Below are 16,070 nucleotides of genomic sequence, written 5' to 3'. Positions count from 1 at the left end.
GCCTTTTGCTAGTTTCGCCGAGTCTTCTTGCGTGTGCTCGACGTCGTGAGCCCGCTCGGATTGGCGGCGTATCACTGTGGGCCACAACGAACGACGCCCCGCCAAAGCCTGAGGCTGTGACGGGGCGCCAAATCCGGTCGAGTCATCCAAACGGTGAAAGTGCCTTGGTGATGCTGTCGACGGCGTTCTCCCAAGCGCCCTTCGAGTCGCTGCCTGGCCAGACCTTCTCCCAGGGTCCGATCGACGTCGCTTTCTCCCACGGGCCCTTGCCGTCGCTGCCGCCGAAGACCTTCTCCCACGGAGCGTTGGCGGTCGCGGCTTCCCATGGCCCGGCCGAGGTGATCGCCTCCCATGGGGCTTGCGGTGTGCTCGAGCTCGATGAGTCGCCCGTCGAAGCGGTCGACGGCGACGACGCCACCGCAGTGGTCTGGCCGGACTCCGGTGGCTTGCACGGGTTCGAGCAACCCACGGTCGTGGTGGGCTTGGCCATCGCGGGTGCGGCGAACGCGAATGGCGCCGCGATCAGAGCGGGGCCGATGGCGGTGCGGCGGAGAAGCATCTGGATCCTTCGGGTTGTGCGCACGAGGCCGTCGGCGCAGGTGGTGAAGTTTGCTAACTATGCGCTGAACTTAATTGACGAGAGCGCTGTTCGCGATCCGGAGAGAATGTGAGTTCCGTCGCTCTTTGGGGTCAATTGGTGGCTACATCACCCCCTGTGAACAGCGTGGTGTTGGGTCGGCAGCAGATCCGCGGCGCGTAGCCGTGGAGGTGGCCGCCGGGTTTGCTGCCGAGTGCTGGGCTGTATCGGGTGTGACGCTTCACGTGTTTGCTGAGCTCTGGCTTTGTTGGTCGCAGCGATCGTGCGCGGTGCGCCAAGGGACGGCGGCTTGGCGCGCGATTTTCGGTCGGCGGGCGGGCTGGGCGATGAGGGTGGAGCGCGGCACGATCACAGAAATTTCTCGCCGCTGCGTCAATATGCAGCATCGTGGGGTTGAACGTCTCGAAAAATCCCACGTTGAGCTTGGGTTTACGTCGTGCGTCTCAGGCTTTCCTAAGGTACGGTCTCCGCAACGGCGCGGCGTATTCCCCGCCCGGGCGTGATCAACGTTACTTGCGGCCAAGGAGCCGCATGAGAGGGGCAACCAACGATGTGGGCGAAGATTCCTGCCGCCACGGCGTCCATCGCATGCGCGGCATGCATTGCTGCGGCTTCTGTCGCAGTGCCGGTGATGCAATCGTCTGAAAGTCTCGTGAAGACGATTTCATCTGAGGTGAATCTGTCCGCTATCAACTTCGGTGCTCTCGACTGGCTGAGCGCGATTCCTCAGTACGAGGCCTTGATTACCGGAGATACCGAAGCGCAGCTCGCGGCGCTGGGTGAGTTGGATCTGCTGAACGGTATCCCGGGCTACCTGGCATTGCTCGGAGGTGACTTCTCCGGGCTTTCGTCGGTCGATGGTGTCACTGCATGGGTGGATTTCGTTCAGTCGGGCGGTGATTTGCACTCGTTCACGACGATCGAGGATGATCCGACGACTCCGAACGTAGATGAGACTCAGGCTGGTTACGCAGCGCTGAATGGAACCGAAGCTTGGCAGAACTTCCTGACAACCGGCGACCTGTCGGCAGACGGGCTGGGCGGCATCGACGCCTTCAGTGCAATTCCGGCCTACGCGACACTGCTCGACAGCGAAGCTACGCAAGATGAGAAGGACGACGCTCTCGAGAGCCTCGACCTGGTTAGCGCGATTCCCTCGATCCGAGACGGCGATTTGTCGGGGCTTGACTCCCTGAATGCGATCCCGGCCTACCAGACGGCATTCGATAGCAGCAAGAGTCCGGGGACGCGCGCTGACGCGCTCAGGAGCCTGGATCTGATTAGCGCGATCCCCGAATACCTCGGTCTGCCGACGGCGAAGGAGGAAGCCGAAGAAGAGGCAGATGCGGCGCCGTTGGCAGCCAAGGTTGCCGCTCCGGAGACCACGGCCACCGAGGAAGAGCCTCAGACCACCACGCCGCTGAAGCAGCTGTCGCAGACGATCACCCAGTCGCTGCCTCAGGCCAACGTCCAGGCACCGGCGGCTCCCGCTGCGGAGGAGCCCAAGGCGTCGACGAGCACATCGAGCACCAAGACCAAGCAGGCGGCCGCCGAGCAGCCTGCTGGCACTTCCAAGGGTGGCGGGTCGTACTCGGGCAGCTTCAAGCCGGAGCCGATCGTCCTGTTCGGTAGCGGCAAGGGCAACGGCGCCGACAACGGCATCCGCGGCTGGGGCGAAGGCCTCAAGAAGCTGGGCATCGGTGGCGGTGACACCGAATCCGCCGGCGGTGAGAGCGGCGGCGAAGGCGCCGAGTAACACGCACGTTCTAGAAACATCGGGCGGACTCATCGAGTCCGCCCGATGTTTTGTTTGGGGCGCCTGTGGATGGACACGGTTCGCCCGCTGACCCAACGCGGTTCCACGTCCGCGGCGGAGATCAGCTGGGCATCGGTTCGCCGGTGTAGTCACCGAATGACCACAAGTTGCCCTCAGGGTCGCGTACGGCGAATTCGTTTGCCCCATAATCGGTTTTGGCCAGCGGGCGGACGATTTCGGCCTCATGTGAAAGAACCCGCTCGTAGAGCGCATCCGGGTCGCTGGTGACGACATACCCGCCGGCGGTTCCCGGTTCACGGGACCAGTCCGCGCCGGGTTTGTGGCTGCCCAGCATGATGCCGCCGCTGCCCTCGGGCCAATTCAACTGAGCGTGGTCGACTCTGTCGCCGTCGCCGTAGCGGGCCACGACGACAAACCCGAACGTGTCAACGTAGTAGTCGATGAGCTTGGGAGCGTTATGCGCCTGAAGTGTTAACCAGACAGTCGGATTCGAGGTAGTCATAGTCCCACTGTGACCCGAAGCTGTGTCCGCCGTCTTGGATGTTTCCGAACTCTTCGGCCAGCCAGGCTCGCGGCGGCACTCCGGCGAACCGGACGAACTCGCGCGTCAGATGAGCCTGGTCGCAATATCCGGTTTCCGCCGCAACCGCGGCCAGATCAACCCCGCCATGGCGCGCTGCCGCTGCGATCTTGTTGGTGGCGTGTTGAAACCGCATCAGCATCGACACCGTCTTCGGCGATCTGCCCACTTCCCGCTGGAACAGGGTAGTCAAGTGCCGTGCACTCACACCCGCGCGATCTGCCAAGTCGCCGACCGGAATTCGACCCTGGGTACGCTCCAACAGATGCCAGGCATATGCGACATCGGGCCGCACGGTCACGTCGTCGCGTCGCCGCCTGGCATCTACGAGGAAATCAGCCACGGTCGCGAACACCTTGGGCCACTGCCGCGCTTCTGCGACACGCTCGGCGAGTTCGACCGCGCGACGGCCGAGCACATCGACCGCGGCGTAATCGGTGACCGACAGCTCGGCACTGGGCACGCCGAACAGCGAGCGTGACGCCAATGGGTGTACTGCCAGCTGCACACCGGTTTGGCCACGCCGCTGCTGCACATGGCTGGCGTGCAGGTGCAGGCCGCCGAGGACAAACGGGTTGGGCCGTGCAGCAGCCAACCCGTCACGGGTCGATGCGGCCTCCACTCCGTCATCGAGGCTGACAATGAACGTCAACATCGACGACGGCATACCGCGGTGCACCGTCTCGGGCACCTCCAGCGCCCGATAGCCCACCATGGAAGTGACGCCTGGCGCGCTGCGCGGCGGCGCCACCACGAACTCCCAGCTGTGCTGTGCTTCGCTAGCCATCAACAGCAACGCTAGCGCGGCACTGCGGTGACGCCAGGTCCAATACCTATTCAACTCCGCGTCGTACGACGTGTGTTCACAACGCGAACTAACAGGTCAGGTGGGTGATGCGAAGTGCGTGTGCGACATCGGTGCTCCGAACCGATTGAGGTGCACATCGGCGCGGAACCGGTGACGTGGGTGCTGACCCAGCAGCTATGGCCGAGTCAGACCGGTGTTGTCGGCGCTAACTCCGGGCCAGTAGAGCGACAGATCTTGGTGCGCTCAGCGTGTGTCCGGGCCTGATAGATTTCAATCAGCAAACTTGCAGGTGTCGCTCATGGCGGGGTGGGGGTCTCGATGGCGGATGGTCTACGGGTTGATGTGACGACCGTGCAAGCGGCCGCTGACCGGATCGATGTGGCAGCTGAAGGTCTGCGGTCCGCCCATGGCGCAGTCCATGAACGCATCGCCGCTGCTCAGAGCGGATGGATTGGGGCCAGTGGTGCCGCGCTCACTACGGCAACCGGTAAGTGGGAGGAAGAATCCGCAGCTCGCTACACCGAGTTGATTGGGCATGCCGCGAAGTATCGATCGGCGGCAACCAGCTATGTCACCACCGACGATGGTGAGGCTGGAGACGTTGAAGCTACGGCCGCAGCAATGAGGCTGTAACACGGTGGGCGAGCTGTCGATGGCTGATGTCGATCAGTGGCAGCCTGACAAGATCGATGAGGTGGCCGACGCGCTGGCAGAACGAGCCCGCACCGGCGGACAGACAGCTGAAGACTTGCGCGGCCTGCACGACATGGCGACATGGGAGGGCGATGCGGGCGACGCAGCCCGGCAAGCGATAGACAAGTCGGCCACCGAGTTGGAGACCTCGGCCCAAAACGACACCTTAGCCTCGCTGTTTACGAAGAAGTCCGTCAGCGATGTGCGCGCGGTCAAAAACTCACTCAAGTCGATCGTGGAGGACGCGGCAGCAGAGCCTGCGGTGTCAATCAACTTGGAGACCAACACCATCACCCCGCCGGACACCACCGGGTGGGAGGAAGACGAGGTCACCAAGCTCAGGGAGAAGATGGCCGACCTGGAGGACCGGATCGTCGCGATGCTGGCCGCCGCCGAGGAGGCCGATAGTGATCTCGGACGGGTGATGACCGCCGCGGCCGGCGGTGATCCGCAAACCCCGGCTGAACAAGGCTCCACCGATGGACAATCGTTGCAGGACGGCAAACTCACGCCGGAGGAATCGGCGAGGCTGACTGAGAACACCACCTTGACACCGGAGCAGGCTGATGCGCTCGCCCGGGGCAATCTGGTGCTGCCGGCCAGTCAGATGGAGTATCTCAATCAGGTGGCGCGCTCGCTGGATGGTAAGAGCACGCCCGAAATTCGCGCATTGATGGATTCCCTTGGGGTTGACGGAGATCGGTTGCAGGACGCGTTGCAGCTCGTGTCCAACGAACATGTCAGCGCCGCGGGAGTCGATCCGTCGCTCAAGCCCGGTGATCCGGGATATGTACCGCCGAAGGGCAGTTTCGATGCGCTGCCCGACGCGGTACGCCGCGATCTGACCAAATACCCACTGGAGCATCTGCAATCGCCGGTGGGTGCCTACAGTCGGGCGCGCCCGGAACTGGCCGATCTGGCGGCCATGGCGAATCGGGGTAACCCTGCGTTGCAGCAAGGAACCTCGTTCGATCAAGCCATGCTCAAACAGGCCGAGGTGATGCTGGACAACTCCAAGATCCCTGACGAGCTGGCAAAGAAGAACCTCGGCCAGGATTTGGTGCCGTTCAACAAGGGTCAGGTCGATCCCACGCTGCAGGCGGTGCTCTCCGCGGCGGGAAGAGACCAGATCGCGCTACACGACACCCTGGCTGTTGGCCGTCGCTGAAGATGACGATGTCGGCGTCATCGGTGTTGATGACGATGTAGTGATGAGAACGCCCCGCTCGCTTGTGGCGAGCGGGGCGTTGGTGATCTCGGTGACGGGATCCTCGTCGCGGTGACGTGGTCGTCGCCGTGGTGACGCGGATTAGGTTCAGTCGGTTGCTGTTTCGCTGATGGCGATGCGGGCGGCTTTCTCCCCGACGATGGAATGCCCGGCGGCGAACGCGGCCGTGAGCGCGTGTAGGGCGAGGTTGTTGACCGCGCGCGGATGTCCACGGGAGGCGTTGTGGATCAGCGTCATCGCGTCATCGGCGAACAGCGCATCGGGCGGCCGGCGATCTTGGTGTGATGCCCGATGTAGTCGGCGGTGTCGGCCGCGGTCATGCCGGGCAGGGTGTAGCGCACGGCGACGCGCTGATCTAACGCGGCCAGCACCCCCAGGCGCAGTCGGTGCCGCAGGGTGGGTTGCCCGACCAGGACGACGGCGAACGGGGAACCACTGTCCATGTCGTGGTTGGTGAGCAGCCGGATCGCTTCGAGTTGATGATTGTCGAGCAGGTGGGCTTCATCGACGACGAGGACGGGTTGCGGCCCCGTTCGGCGTGCTCGGCGGCCAAGGCGTCGGCGGCCTGGGGAGCCAGCCGGGCGGTGTGAAACGCCGGGTGTGCCCGAGGTGGCCACGATGTGGGTAAGCATGCCGCGGACTCCGATGGTGGGGTTGGCGAGGTAGATGATGACGTGCCGCGCCGGATCCAAGGAGGTGGCCGCCGCGCGGATCGCGACGGTTTTGCCGGCGCCGACTTCGCCGGTGATGACCCCGATGGCGCATTGGTCCACACACCAGCCGATCCGGGCGATCGCTTCGCTGTGGCCGGGGTGGCGGTGCAGCATCGACGGGGCCAGATCCCGGCCGAACGGCATCCGGGTGAATCCCCAATGTGATTGCAGCCGTTGAATACTCACGCCGACACCCCGTCCTCGAACTCGCCATCGATGTTGTCAATGTCGGTGAGCGAGAGCTGACCGGGCAGATGATGATCACCGTAGAGGGCGTGATAGCCGATACGTTCATCGTCGCGTAGCTGCTCGTGATGGGCGGCGGCGGTCAACGCCAGGTAGTCGATCCCCGTCGTTGCCGGCGGGGTCTCGACGGTCTCGGGTCGGGCTTTCGGGTGGGCGTGGCGGGTGATGGTGTGAGGCACCGCGGCACCGAAACTCTGGCCGCCGTGGCGGACCTCGATCATCTCGAGGTCGAACGGGGAGAACACCAGCTCGACGCGGCGGCCGGCCAGGGCGGGGTCAACCCGGTAGGTGTTGGCGTGCAGGGAGACGGTGGCGGTCTTGGTCACCACCCGGAATTCCGACCACAGGAACGCCTCGGTCAGATCCGCTGCCGTCGGTAATGCCGGGTGCGCCCGACGCGTTCCCAGCCGGTCTCCCACCGGGCCAGCGGGATTGCCCGGTCTCCGAGTGCACCCGGCGGTGGTATTCGGTTTCCACCCACGCCATGAACAGCCGGTTGAGCTCCAACAGGGCGCCAGCATGGTCGACCCCGGCGGCGGCAAGGTCCTCGACGGTGGTGTCGGTGACCTCGACGAGGAACTGTTCGCGCACCGTCCGGAAGAACCGTTCGATTTTCCCGCGTCCTTGCGGCCGGCCGGGTGCCGAATGCACCAGCCGGATTCCGAGTTTCGCGCACGCCCGCAGCAGCCACGCATCAACAAAGGCCGAGCCGTTGTCGACGTAGACCGAGGCGGGCACGCCGCGGGCGGCCAGCGCGGGTTTCAACGCGGCGGCCAGGCGCACGGTGTCCTCGGCGAACCCGAACCGGTGCCCGACCACCAGTCGACTGTGATCATCCAGGAAGGCGAAGAGGTAGGTTTTGCGGTCTCCGACCCGCGGGCCGTGCAGGGCGTCGCCGACCCACAGCTCGTTGGGGTCGGTGGCTTCGAACCGGCCGAACACCTCACCGCTGGTCCCGGCGGCTGGGCCCATCAGTTCGCAGCGGTGGAAATGGCGCAACAACGTGGATTCCGAGGGCGCCCAGCCAGTGGCGGTGCGCAGGATACGGGCCACCTGCGCCGCGGTGCGCGAGGGGTTCTCCCGCTTCAACGACGCGGCCAACTCCAGCACCTGGACGTCGGTGCGGGTGGCCAGTCGCCGCGGTTCGGGCACCAGCGCTTCGAACCCGCCGGCCCGGTAGCGGCGGATCCAGCGGTCCAGGGTCGGTCGTGCGATCTGCACCCGGGTGCCGAACGGGTCCACATGGGTGCGCTGCGCGATCTCGCGGACCAGCCGGCCCCGCTGTTTGGTCGACAACCCCGCCTCCAGGGCGGGGCAGATCAGCTGATAGCGGAACAAGCCGATCGCCTGGGCCCGCTCCCGACGCTTGTGCTCTTCCAACGACACCGTCTCTCCTCACACAGTCAATGGCCCGGCCCGAAACTGTTTGTCGGGCAGGTGCCTTCGCGAGGATCACCGATTCCCACGTGGCGCATCAGGGGCAACTGGTGTTGTGAACGGCGCCGGTAACGCCACCGGCCAGTCCGATGCCAGCAGTCGGCCGCCGCTGACCGCGACCATCACCTGCGCCGGCGTCACCGCGCCCACCAACCCGGCCGGCCCGAACCGCTGCCCGATCGCCGCCGCCGCGGCATCGACCGCGGCCACCACGTCACCCCAGGGATAGCTCTGTTCGTCGGGGATCGTCACGTCGATCCCGATGAGCACCGCCATCTGAATGAACCGCGCCCGGATCGCCTCCAGTCGGCCGCTGGCCCGGCGCAGCCAGCCCCGCACCGTGGTCGCCGGAACGTTGAGTCCAGCGGCGATCCGGCGGTGCCCCACCCCCTGTGCGCGAGCAGCCAATGCCATCCAAATCTGTTCGGCTGCATACGCTCTGCGCAGCAGCACCGTGACCGGCAACAACACATGGGTCACCAGACACGATCGGCATCGCGCCCGCCGTGGCCGAACCGCACCGGCCAGACCCAGGCCCACCACGCGGCGAGTGCGGGCGAATCCCCATCCAGCCAGCACGCCCTGCGGGCACGCCGGGCAGCGGATCTGGCCGGCCGCCAGCCGGGACTCGACGCAGACCAGATCAGCCTCTACCGTCACCATCGGTGCCTCCGTGCACTACAGCGCGGCACCCTGCGAGCCCACCAAGACTTCAGCGGGGTGCCGCGCGACCCATCAGTTCCTCGTCACACTGATGGTGCACACGACCAAGATCAACCTGGCGACCACGCCAACGGTCACATCGGCAAGCTCAATGACGGATGAGTACCTCGTGGTCGTCATCCCGAGAGACGGTCAACACCCTGGCCGGCGCCGACGGCAACACACCGAACAAGACCATGATTGAGAACATGTTGACGCGGCAGTGGGCCGATGACGGGGCGGCGGCCTCTGGTTTGTTGACCGGTCTGGCGCCGGTGGGCAATCCGACCGATCTGACTGATCCGACGCAGGTGGCTCAAGCCACCCGGGCTGGGGAGATCGTGCACGCAGTCGATCAGTGGGCGAGCAGCCCCGGCAACGCGTCCAAGCTCCTCGACATTGCCGGCACCGAGGGCCAATCATTGGGTCAAGTCAATCCCGAACTCGCCCGAGGCCTGGCCGAGGCCAATAAGCCCTACCTAGATGACATGATCGGCAACAAACTCGACAACACCCTCGGCTTCAAGGCACTCGACGACGGGAGAAGTGACGCCGCGATGCCGAACACTCGTGACCTGTTTGCGGTGATCGACACCGACAAGCAAGCCGCCGAGACCCTCAACAGCCAGGCCTACCTCAACGGGCTGCAGTACGAACACCGGTTTGAGCAATCCGTCATCGATGGTGACACGGTCCGAACGGGGGATCTGCACAGTGCAGGCACGTTGCGTGGTGTGATCGATTCGGCGGCCAATATCGCCGACAACGACGCGATCAAGTACGGCAACCTCCAAGACGTCGACGCCTACAAGAGTCGCGGTGACTGGCTCGATCTCGCCAAGAAATTCGGCGGACAAATCCCAGGCGTCAAGGAGATTCTGGACGGATTCGGAAAGATGCCCGGCGACCCGCTCAAAGAGATGTTCGTCGGTGAAGCACCCACTGCCGACCCCGCCAAACCCATGACCATCTCCAGCTCCGACGCCATCCAACGCTCCGTCATCCAACACCTCATCAACGCCAACATCGGTGACGCCAGCAAGTTCGCCGAGTACAACCTCATCGACCCGAAGACTGGGATGATTAGGCCGTTCGACGCGATTAGCCAGGTTGATTTTCGGACCGCTGCCGACGCCTATTTCGACAGCCTTCCCGGAACCGTCAAAGGCGGTATCGACCGCTACGACGAGGGTTACACCAAGACATTGCCGATCCCGGACGCCAAGGTCCAACAGAAAGAGCCCGAGCAATGACCGCACCTTCGGTCAGGCGTCTGTGTATCGCCCTCGTACTAGCCGGGGTTGCGTTAACGGGATGCGGTACTGCGGGTAACCCAGAACTGAAACCGGCCGAGTCCACGTTTGCCAACTGGCCGGAACGGCTGCACGACTTCAGGTTTCGATGGACCGCCGAACCTGGCATCGACCTCGTGTCCGGTCCGGCCGTGCCGCTACGCGCGTATCTGGAGTCGCACCGGATCGGCGACATGACGGGTGACCCCCACGACGCTTACCCCGGTTTCGCCCGCGCCGTACCCCACCCCGGCAAACCGCGGGACGACTCCAGATCGGACCTTCCCCAAGAACTGTGGAACATACAACCCAGTACTGATTTCCCGGCGGTCACCTACAAACCGCTCCCGCCGAACAGCCGCTTCTACGGCAACGAGTACTTTCACATTCTCGAACTCAGCCCGACAGAAGACGGCAGCGGATACCGAGCCTACGTATGCGATGGCCGCTACAACACGCTTTATGGCGCCGACGACACCGGCACGTTCTCGTCGATCTTTTCCGCATGGGAGCCCGATGTAGACCGAGAGCTTTCCACGGTGAGGCTGTGGCGGGTGGAGTTCACCGACCACCCGACACCACCGCAACCGGACGCGCCAGCGGCCCCGGCCGCGCCGCAGCGAGGCCCAAACCCCGCCCCCCTGGGCGACGTTTTCGGCCCCTGGCAGATCACCGGCGCTCACGACGGCGGATCCTGGGGGCACAAGACGTATGACGGCTGGCAGGAACGCAGGCAGCAATGCCGCGACAAGATGCCGCACGACGCGGCCCAACGCCAAGCGATTTACGCAAGCAAACTCCAGACTCCACCCGTAGCGGAACCGGCGGTGCCTGGTTGGCCCGACGATGTCGCATGATTGCGAAGTCGTTGTACCTGACATCGCGGTAGAGCCCTCCCAGTGCAGTTCGTACACGGAAATGGGGTCGAGGTGGGTTGACACGGTATGCGACCGTCGACCCATGTCATGGGATGCGCCGGACCTGTGCTGGCAGTTCTCGGTTGGCAACGAGCCGCCAGATGATCTTCCCGTCGCGTGGGCGTCCGCGACTCGCGCCGTAGCCGGCGACCTTGGCTGTCGTCGGAACGGTCGACGCATCGGCTTTGACAACGTGATGTGGAAGATTGCGTCCGACAACGGGTGGGTTTGCGTGGGCTTCGCGCTAGGCGGCGACGCGGACGTGAATGCCTATCAGCGGTGCAACAGTTTTCGTCTGGACACCACAGTGGCACAGGCAACGGTGTGGTTGGCCGATGATGTTCAGAGCGAGCTGGCGGGCTATGAGTTCGTGCAATGGCCTATCGCGGGCACCCGAGTCCTGGTGCCGCTGATTATCGACAACCACGCGACGTGGGTCGATCCAAAGACCGACGCCGTCATCGCTCCCATCGGTGCGTTGTGCCGGACGGCGAGCCCATTGCTCACTACGGGCGAAAGCTAGACCGTCCGCGCACGGCGGACTGTACGTTTACGCCCCGAATTGGTACATGATTCGGCCGTCGGAGTTCAATTGCTCACCGGGCGCCGGACGCGGTTCAATGGTTACTGCGACGGCAAAAGTGGACAAACTGGGCAGATCCTGTGGTGGCCACCCAATGTGGACTTGCCGAACGGCCCAGTGACCAATTGGGACATGGGGTACCGAAATGACGCCTGAACAAGTCGCTGTCGCCGCAGAGTGCTTGAACATGGGCTTCGATGTTGCCGCCGGCCGGGCGTACGACGTCCGCGACGGGATCATTGGAGTCTCTAGCGATATTCGAGGCGTCGGGTCGGTGCTCGTAGGCCCAGACTTGTCAGTCTTGTTCTTCGCATCCTTTATCAGCCCTGAGGAGGCGCTCGATGTCTGGGAGACGGGCCGCAGAACGCCCAAAGAGTCCTTCGCTGCGCTGCATCAAAACAGGAACCCGCCTAACAGGGCGACCTAAATTCCCTGTCCGAGAGGGATGATTTGCTCCTCGTGTTCAGAGGCGCTGTGAACGCGTATCGCAGCGCTGTCGACGTCGACACCCAACACGGGTTGATCGGCGTCGGGGAGTGACATGACCGGATCCCGGGGCGGTGACGGCCGCACGCTTTTCGCCGGAACTGCTTGGTACTACGCGCGATACCGGCCGGACTATCCGGATGTGTTCTTCGCTGACCTGATCGCCCGGTTCCACCTCGACGGCACCCAACGACTGCTCGACCTGGGCTGTGGCACCGGCCAACTGATCCTGCCGCTGGCAGCACACGTTGCGGAGGCCGTCGGCATCGACCCCGAGCCTGCGATGCTGGACGAAGCGGCCAATCAAGCCCAAGCCTCTCAGATCACCAATGTGACGTGGGCACAAGGCAGTTCACAGCACCTTGCCAGTGATCTCGGGCGCTTCGATCTGGTGACGATGGGTCGCTCGTTTCATTGGATGGACCGCGAGCAAGTCCTGACTGCGCTCGACGCCGTCGTCGGTGATCGTGGTGGCCTTGTGATCGCCAACGACAGTTGCCTCGTTCGGCCGTCGACGCCCTGGCAGCGCGCACTCGAGGACATACAGCAGCGCTATCTGCCGCCTGACTGGCAGGCCGGCGTTCCGACCGTGGCTGGTGGTCCAGAGCCGCACGAGGACGTTCTTGCCCGCTCTGCGTTCAGTCGTGTGGAGCACCGGACGTATGAGTTCACCCGTAGCTGGACAGTCGAGCAGGCCATCGGGTACCTCTACTCGACGTCACTGCCGCTTCGCCGGCTGCTCGGCGACAGGCGCTCAGCGTTCGAGCTGGAGGTCACCGATGCTCTGCGCGCGATCGACCCGGCTGGACGGTACGACGAACCGGTGACGTTGCACGTGCTGATCGCCACCAAGCGGTAGCAGACTCACGGCACGAGCGCGGCACACTGTTGGAGACGGTCGGAATCGACGATCACGACGGCCTGGTCCTCGACTCGGAGCCAGCCTTTGCGGTGGAAGTCGGTAAGGGCCCGGTCGACGGATTCCGGTGTGGCGCCGACGAGTTGCGCGAGCTCGGTGCGGCTGAGGTGATGGATCAGGCGGACATGGCCGTCTTCCTGATAGCCGAACCGTTGCGCGAGCGACAAGAGTTTGCGTGCCACGCGTCCGGGCACGTCGACGAGAACGAGGTCGGCGACGTTGTCATTGGTGCGGCGCACCCGGCGCGCCAGGATGCGTAGCAGTTGTTCGGCGACACCGGGTCGGCTGGTGATCAAGCCGCAGATGGCGTCGCGGTCGAGTGTCACGGCCGATACGTCGGTGAGCGCGGTCGCTGTCGAGGTTCGGGGCGCGGGATCGAACACGGCTAACTCGCCGAACATATCGGACGGTCCCATCACCGTGACGACGTGCTCCCGGCCGTCAGGGGACCGGCGCGAGAATTTCACCTTGCCGGAACCGATGATGTACAGCTGATCGCCAGGGTCGTCTTCGTGAAAGATGTGGCTGCCTGCGGCGAACTCGACGGCGGTGAACTGCGCGATCAGAGCCGACGCCGTGGCAGGGTCGACACTGCGCAGGATGCTGGCGCGAGCTATGGCCTCGTCCATTGTGCTGATCTTCGGATTCGACTCGGTTGCTTGCTCGGCGGCCCCGTCGCCCCGACTTCCTACTCAACGGTAGCAAACACATGCCGCAGCGGCCGAGCGTCGGGTTGTGACCTCTACAGTACGAAGCTCGACGGGTCGACGCCAATGGTCTTGGCCACCATGCCGTGCAGGGCGTCGCGGTAGCTCGCTGTCCGTTCTGGGGTACCGCTCGCCGCCTCGGGATTCAGAGCGAGCGCGCCGACCGCGGAGATCAGGATTTCGGCCGTCTCGGCCGGATGGGTGATGCGGAAGCTCCCTTCGTCCGCACCTTGCTTGAGTATCGTGCCGAACGGCTTCGCGAGGCGTCGCGACGCCGTGACGAAGAACCGGTAGTGGCTGAGGTCGGACTGCATCAGGGTGGCCAGCAACTGCGCGTAACGTTCGTGGGCCGCTTGGTAGCGCGACTTCACGGCGAAGAATGCGCTGAATTTTTCGGCCCCGCTCAAGTCCGGGTCGTCGACGACCGGCTGGATTGCTTGGGTCAAACCGTCCACCAGACGTTCGATGCTGGCCGCGATCAGGTCGTCTTTAGACGAAAAGTAGTGGTAGAAGGCCCCTTTGGAGATCCCTGCGGTGCGCAGGACGTCGTCGACGGTGGTATCGCGGATGCCTTGCTCGATGAAGAGCTGTTCGGCGGTGTCGATGAGTTCGTTCCGACGCCGGTCATGCCCGTGCGCGGGCCGGCCTAGGGCCATAGCTCTTGGGTTGTCGTCGTGTTCATCAGAGCGTGGAATCCTTTGGCGCGGTGTGTCAGGAGATTGTCCAGCACGTAGGACGCGATGTGTCGCCGCCGAGCCGTCATGTAGTACAGGATATTCAGCGGCTCGGCAAGGTAGGGCAGCGTTCCGCAGGTATGGGTCAGAACGAGGCGCACGTGATGTAGCTCGCGTTGGTAGGCCCCGAGGTAGAACGCCTTTGCCATGAACGCCACCGCGTCGAGATAGTTTTCGTTGGCCAGTGGCGCTCCGGTGGCATCTTGCGGGTGGATCATGACCACGGCGCGGCGTTCGACGAGTTTGCGGCATACGCTCTGGTCGAGGAGATCGGTGAATGCGGCGTCGCAAATCCGCGTCGAAAGGCAGATGCCGTCGAGGCCCAGGGCGTCGAGACAGTGCTCTATCTCGGCGACTGCGCCCACCGAATCGCGGGCATCGATGACGCCAAAGACCCTGAATTTCTGCGGGTTTCGTTCACGGATCGCGCTCAGTTCCCGGTTGTGGTCGTGTAGCACCGGTGCCACTTGCTGCGGCGACAGTTGCCACAGGGGCGGGATGTGGGGGCTGAGCATGACGCGTTTGTTGCGTGCCAGCGCGAGTTCCCGTGGCTCGTCCCAGATTTCGAGTCCGGTGAGGTCGATATCCGGATAGTTTTCGCGCAGCGTGTCGACGGTAGCCTGCGGTAGACAGTGCCGTTCGTAGACGTCGTGCGGGGGTACCTGGACTGCGCCGCCGCGCTGTGGCGTGGCGACCGGCGGGGGCTGGCGGTTGAACAAGCGCCGCGCGTTGTCCCGGTAGATCGCTGCGAGGTCCGTCGCGCTGATGCCGAACTTGGCTTCCGCGCCGTCCCAGTGCTTGATCAGCGTCGAGACCGCAGACTTCGGTGCCCACCCGAGGTCGCTGCCGAACAACACATGCCCAGCGCCAGACAGGTTGATGATCTGGGGGATCTGTTCATCGAAGGCCTTGGAGGCCGTATCGACGAAAACATTGTTCCGCCAATGCAGTAGCTCGGCTTCTATGTCAGGGTTGGTGGGGGACAGCGCTTGCACGATGGATCGGTAGGCGACCGGAAACACGCCGCCCCCGTGGGCGAAGATCCATCGGATATTGGGGTAGTCCCGGTGGTGCCCGGCGGCGACGAATTCGACGAGACTGCGGGTGGTGTCGTTCTGCCACCAATACAGGGGATTGAGCAGCCGATGATCGGTGCGCTGCGCGAGGCCGTTGGGGTGCACGTATGCGACGGCGCCGCGGCGGTCGAGCTCGGCGAGCAGCTCGCGCAACCGGGGATCGCCCAGATGGAGACCGGCGACGTTTGACAGCAGGCCGACGCCGTCGAACTCGAGTGCATCGAGTGCGTAGCAGGCTTCGCTGATCGCCGCGTCGACGTCGGGCAGGGGGAGCGCGGCGAACGCGCCGTACCGGCCGGCGTGGTCGCCCGCCATGGTGGCCATGAATTCGTTGCAGCGCCGGCTGATTGACCGTGCCGCCGAAGTGTCGTCGACGTAGACACCCGGCGCGGACACCGACAGGAACGCCTTTTCGATGTCGAACTTGTCCATCGCACGAAGTGATGACTGCGGTGACCACCGTGGCCAGCGCAGTGAACTCACGTCGGTTATGCCTCGCCGCCGCATCTCGTCGACGTAAAAGTCCGGAACGATGTGGTGGTGGACGTCCCACTTCGGAAGGTCAGGCACCGCT

Annotated in this window: 16 protein-coding genes and 1 pseudogene; 7 read left to right on the top strand and 10 right to left on the bottom strand. The window is 64.3% G+C overall.

Annotation, left to right across the window (positions count from 1 at the left end):
* Positions 1–142 precede the first annotated feature (142 nt).
* Positions 143–559, bottom strand: a complete 417-nt coding sequence (locus G6N67_RS04160; RefSeq protein WP_131524728.1) for a hypothetical protein — start codon at positions 557–559, stop codon at positions 143–145.
* A gap of 589 nt (positions 560–1,148) precedes the next feature.
* Here G6N67_RS04160 and G6N67_RS04155 point away from each other — a divergent pair.
* Positions 1,149–2,354, top strand: coding sequence for a hypothetical protein (locus tag G6N67_RS04155; protein ID WP_131524730.1), 1,206 nt, complete (start codon positions 1,149–1,151; stop codon positions 2,352–2,354).
* Positions 2,355–2,475: 121 nt separating this feature from the next.
* On the opposite strand, the gene G6N67_RS04150 is transcribed toward G6N67_RS04155, so the two are convergent.
* Positions 2,476–2,877, bottom strand: a complete 402-nt coding sequence (locus G6N67_RS04150; RefSeq protein ID WP_036434048.1) for a VOC family protein — start codon at positions 2,875–2,877, stop codon at positions 2,476–2,478.
* Positions 2,831–3,670 carry an AraC family transcriptional regulator gene (locus tag G6N67_RS04145; protein ID WP_036435883.1) on the bottom strand — a complete coding sequence of 280 codons (840 nt, stop codon included), beginning with the start codon at positions 3,668–3,670 and terminating at the stop codon, positions 2,831–2,833. Before G6N67_RS04145 ends, G6N67_RS04150 begins: the two co-directional genes overlap by 47 nt.
* 411 nt (positions 3,671–4,081) lie before the next feature.
* Between G6N67_RS04145 and G6N67_RS39615 the strand changes: the two genes are divergently transcribed.
* The gene (locus tag G6N67_RS39615; RefSeq protein WP_368859016.1) at positions 4,082–4,396 is read left to right on the top strand and encodes a WXG100 family type VII secretion target; all 315 of its coding nucleotides are present in this window, start codon (positions 4,082–4,084) and stop codon (positions 4,394–4,396) included.
* Between the two features lie 4 nt (positions 4,397–4,400).
* Positions 4,401–5,624 (top strand): TPR repeat domain-containing protein, encoded by a 1,224-nt coding sequence (locus tag G6N67_RS04135; protein ID WP_036434050.1) that lies wholly within the window; start codon positions 4,401–4,403, stop codon positions 5,622–5,624.
* A 147-nt stretch (positions 5,625–5,771) separates the two neighbouring features.
* Here the strand turns inward: G6N67_RS04135 and G6N67_RS38965 are convergent, their stop codons facing one another.
* The 4 genes and pseudogenes from G6N67_RS38965 to G6N67_RS04120 form a co-directional block, all read right to left on the bottom strand.
* The gene (locus G6N67_RS38965) at positions 5,772–5,921 is read right to left on the bottom strand and encodes a hypothetical protein (RefSeq protein ID WP_197747950.1); all 150 of its coding nucleotides are present in this window, start codon (positions 5,919–5,921) and stop codon (positions 5,772–5,774) included.
* On the bottom strand, positions 5,918–6,583 hold the full coding sequence (locus tag G6N67_RS04130) for an ExeA family protein (protein WP_197747949.1): 666 nt from the start codon (positions 6,581–6,583) through the stop codon (positions 5,918–5,920). The genes G6N67_RS38965 and G6N67_RS04130 overlap by 4 nt, the downstream gene beginning before the upstream one ends.
* A pseudogene (locus G6N67_RS04125) lies at positions 6,580–8,029 on the bottom strand (DDE-type integrase/transposase/recombinase). Before G6N67_RS04125 ends, G6N67_RS04130 begins: the two are co-directional and overlap by 4 nt.
* 66 nt (positions 8,030–8,095) lie before the next feature.
* Positions 8,096–8,743, bottom strand: a complete 648-nt coding sequence (locus G6N67_RS04120) for a hypothetical protein (protein WP_036430471.1) — start codon at positions 8,741–8,743, stop codon at positions 8,096–8,098.
* A gap of 158 nt (positions 8,744–8,901) precedes the next feature.
* Between G6N67_RS04120 and G6N67_RS04115 the strand changes: the two genes are divergently transcribed.
* From G6N67_RS04115 to G6N67_RS04100, 4 genes are all read left to right on the top strand, one after another.
* Positions 8,902–10,035: a hypothetical protein gene (locus G6N67_RS04115; RefSeq protein ID WP_051579085.1), complete on the top strand. Its 1,134-nt coding sequence runs from the start codon at positions 8,902–8,904 to the stop codon at positions 10,033–10,035.
* Positions 10,032–10,931 (top strand): hypothetical protein, encoded by a 900-nt coding sequence (locus tag G6N67_RS04110; RefSeq protein WP_131524801.1) that lies wholly within the window; start codon positions 10,032–10,034, stop codon positions 10,929–10,931. The genes G6N67_RS04115 and G6N67_RS04110 overlap by 4 nt, the downstream gene beginning before the upstream one ends.
* Before the next feature lie 103 nt (positions 10,932–11,034).
* Positions 11,035–11,514 (top strand): hypothetical protein, encoded by a 480-nt coding sequence (locus G6N67_RS04105; protein WP_063835169.1) that lies wholly within the window; start codon positions 11,035–11,037, stop codon positions 11,512–11,514.
* Positions 11,515–12,115: 601 nt separating this feature from the next.
* Positions 12,116–12,919 carry a class I SAM-dependent methyltransferase gene (locus G6N67_RS04100; protein WP_036438240.1) on the top strand — a complete coding sequence of 268 codons (804 nt, stop codon included), beginning with the start codon at positions 12,116–12,118 and terminating at the stop codon, positions 12,917–12,919.
* Between the two features lie 5 nt (positions 12,920–12,924).
* On the opposite strand, the gene G6N67_RS04095 is transcribed toward G6N67_RS04100, so the two are convergent.
* The 3 genes from G6N67_RS04095 to G6N67_RS04085 form a co-directional block, all read right to left on the bottom strand.
* Complete coding sequence (locus tag G6N67_RS04095; RefSeq protein WP_036438239.1) at positions 12,925–13,608, bottom strand: Crp/Fnr family transcriptional regulator; 684 nt, start codon at positions 13,606–13,608, stop codon at positions 12,925–12,927.
* Positions 13,609–13,721: 113 nt separating this feature from the next.
* Positions 13,722–14,342, bottom strand: a complete 621-nt coding sequence (locus G6N67_RS04090; protein ID WP_051579081.1) for a TetR/AcrR family transcriptional regulator — start codon at positions 14,340–14,342, stop codon at positions 13,722–13,724.
* Complete coding sequence (locus G6N67_RS04085) at positions 14,333–16,066, bottom strand: amidohydrolase family protein (RefSeq protein WP_081812729.1); 1,734 nt, start codon at positions 16,064–16,066, stop codon at positions 14,333–14,335. Before G6N67_RS04085 ends, G6N67_RS04090 begins: the two co-directional genes overlap by 10 nt.
* Positions 16,067–16,070: the final 4 nt, after the last annotated feature.

This window comes from Mycolicibacterium mageritense (assembly GCF_010727475.1).
GTDB lineage: Bacteria > Actinomycetota > Actinomycetes > Mycobacteriales > Mycobacteriaceae > Mycobacterium > Mycobacterium mageritense.
Note: the sequence above shows the minus strand (reverse complement) of the source record. Positions and strands in the feature narration are given on the sequence as shown.

Bases quoted from the DNA above. Each gene is read 5' to 3' on its own strand.
- G6N67_RS04160 (WP_131524728.1), bottom strand. From the start codon at position 559: ATGCTTCTCCGCCGCACCGCCATCGGCCCCGCTCTGATCGCGGCGCCA.
- G6N67_RS04155 (WP_131524730.1), top strand. From the start codon at position 1,149: ATGTGGGCGAAGATTCCTGCCGCCACGGCGTCCATCGCATGCGCGGCA.
- G6N67_RS04150 (WP_036434048.1), bottom strand. From the start codon at position 2,877: ATGACTACCTCGAATCCGACTGTCTGGTTAACACTTCAGGCGCATAAC.
- G6N67_RS04145 (WP_036435883.1), bottom strand. From the start codon at position 3,670: ATGGTGGGCTATCGGGCGCTGGAGGTGCCCGAGACGGTGCACCGCGGT.
- G6N67_RS39615 (WP_368859016.1), top strand. From the start codon at position 4,082: ATGGCGGATGGTCTACGGGTTGATGTGACGACCGTGCAAGCGGCCGCT.
- G6N67_RS38965 (WP_197747950.1), bottom strand. From the start codon at position 5,921: ATGACGCTGATCCACAACGCCTCCCGTGGACATCCGCGCGCGGTCAAC.
- G6N67_RS04120 (WP_036430471.1), bottom strand. From the start codon at position 8,743: ATGGTGACGGTAGAGGCTGATCTGGTCTGCGTCGAGTCCCGGCTGGCG.
- G6N67_RS04115 (WP_051579085.1), top strand. From the start codon at position 8,902: ATGAGTACCTCGTGGTCGTCATCCCGAGAGACGGTCAACACCCTGGCC.
- G6N67_RS04110 (WP_131524801.1), top strand. From the start codon at position 10,032: ATGACCGCACCTTCGGTCAGGCGTCTGTGTATCGCCCTCGTACTAGCC.
- G6N67_RS04105 (WP_063835169.1), top strand. From the start codon at position 11,035: ATGTCATGGGATGCGCCGGACCTGTGCTGGCAGTTCTCGGTTGGCAAC.
- G6N67_RS04100 (WP_036438240.1), top strand. From the start codon at position 12,116: ATGACCGGATCCCGGGGCGGTGACGGCCGCACGCTTTTCGCCGGAACT.
- G6N67_RS04095 (WP_036438239.1), bottom strand. From the start codon at position 13,608: ATGGACGAGGCCATAGCTCGCGCCAGCATCCTGCGCAGTGTCGACCCT.
- G6N67_RS04090 (WP_051579081.1), bottom strand. From the start codon at position 14,342: ATGGCCCTAGGCCGGCCCGCGCACGGGCATGACCGGCGTCGGAACGAA.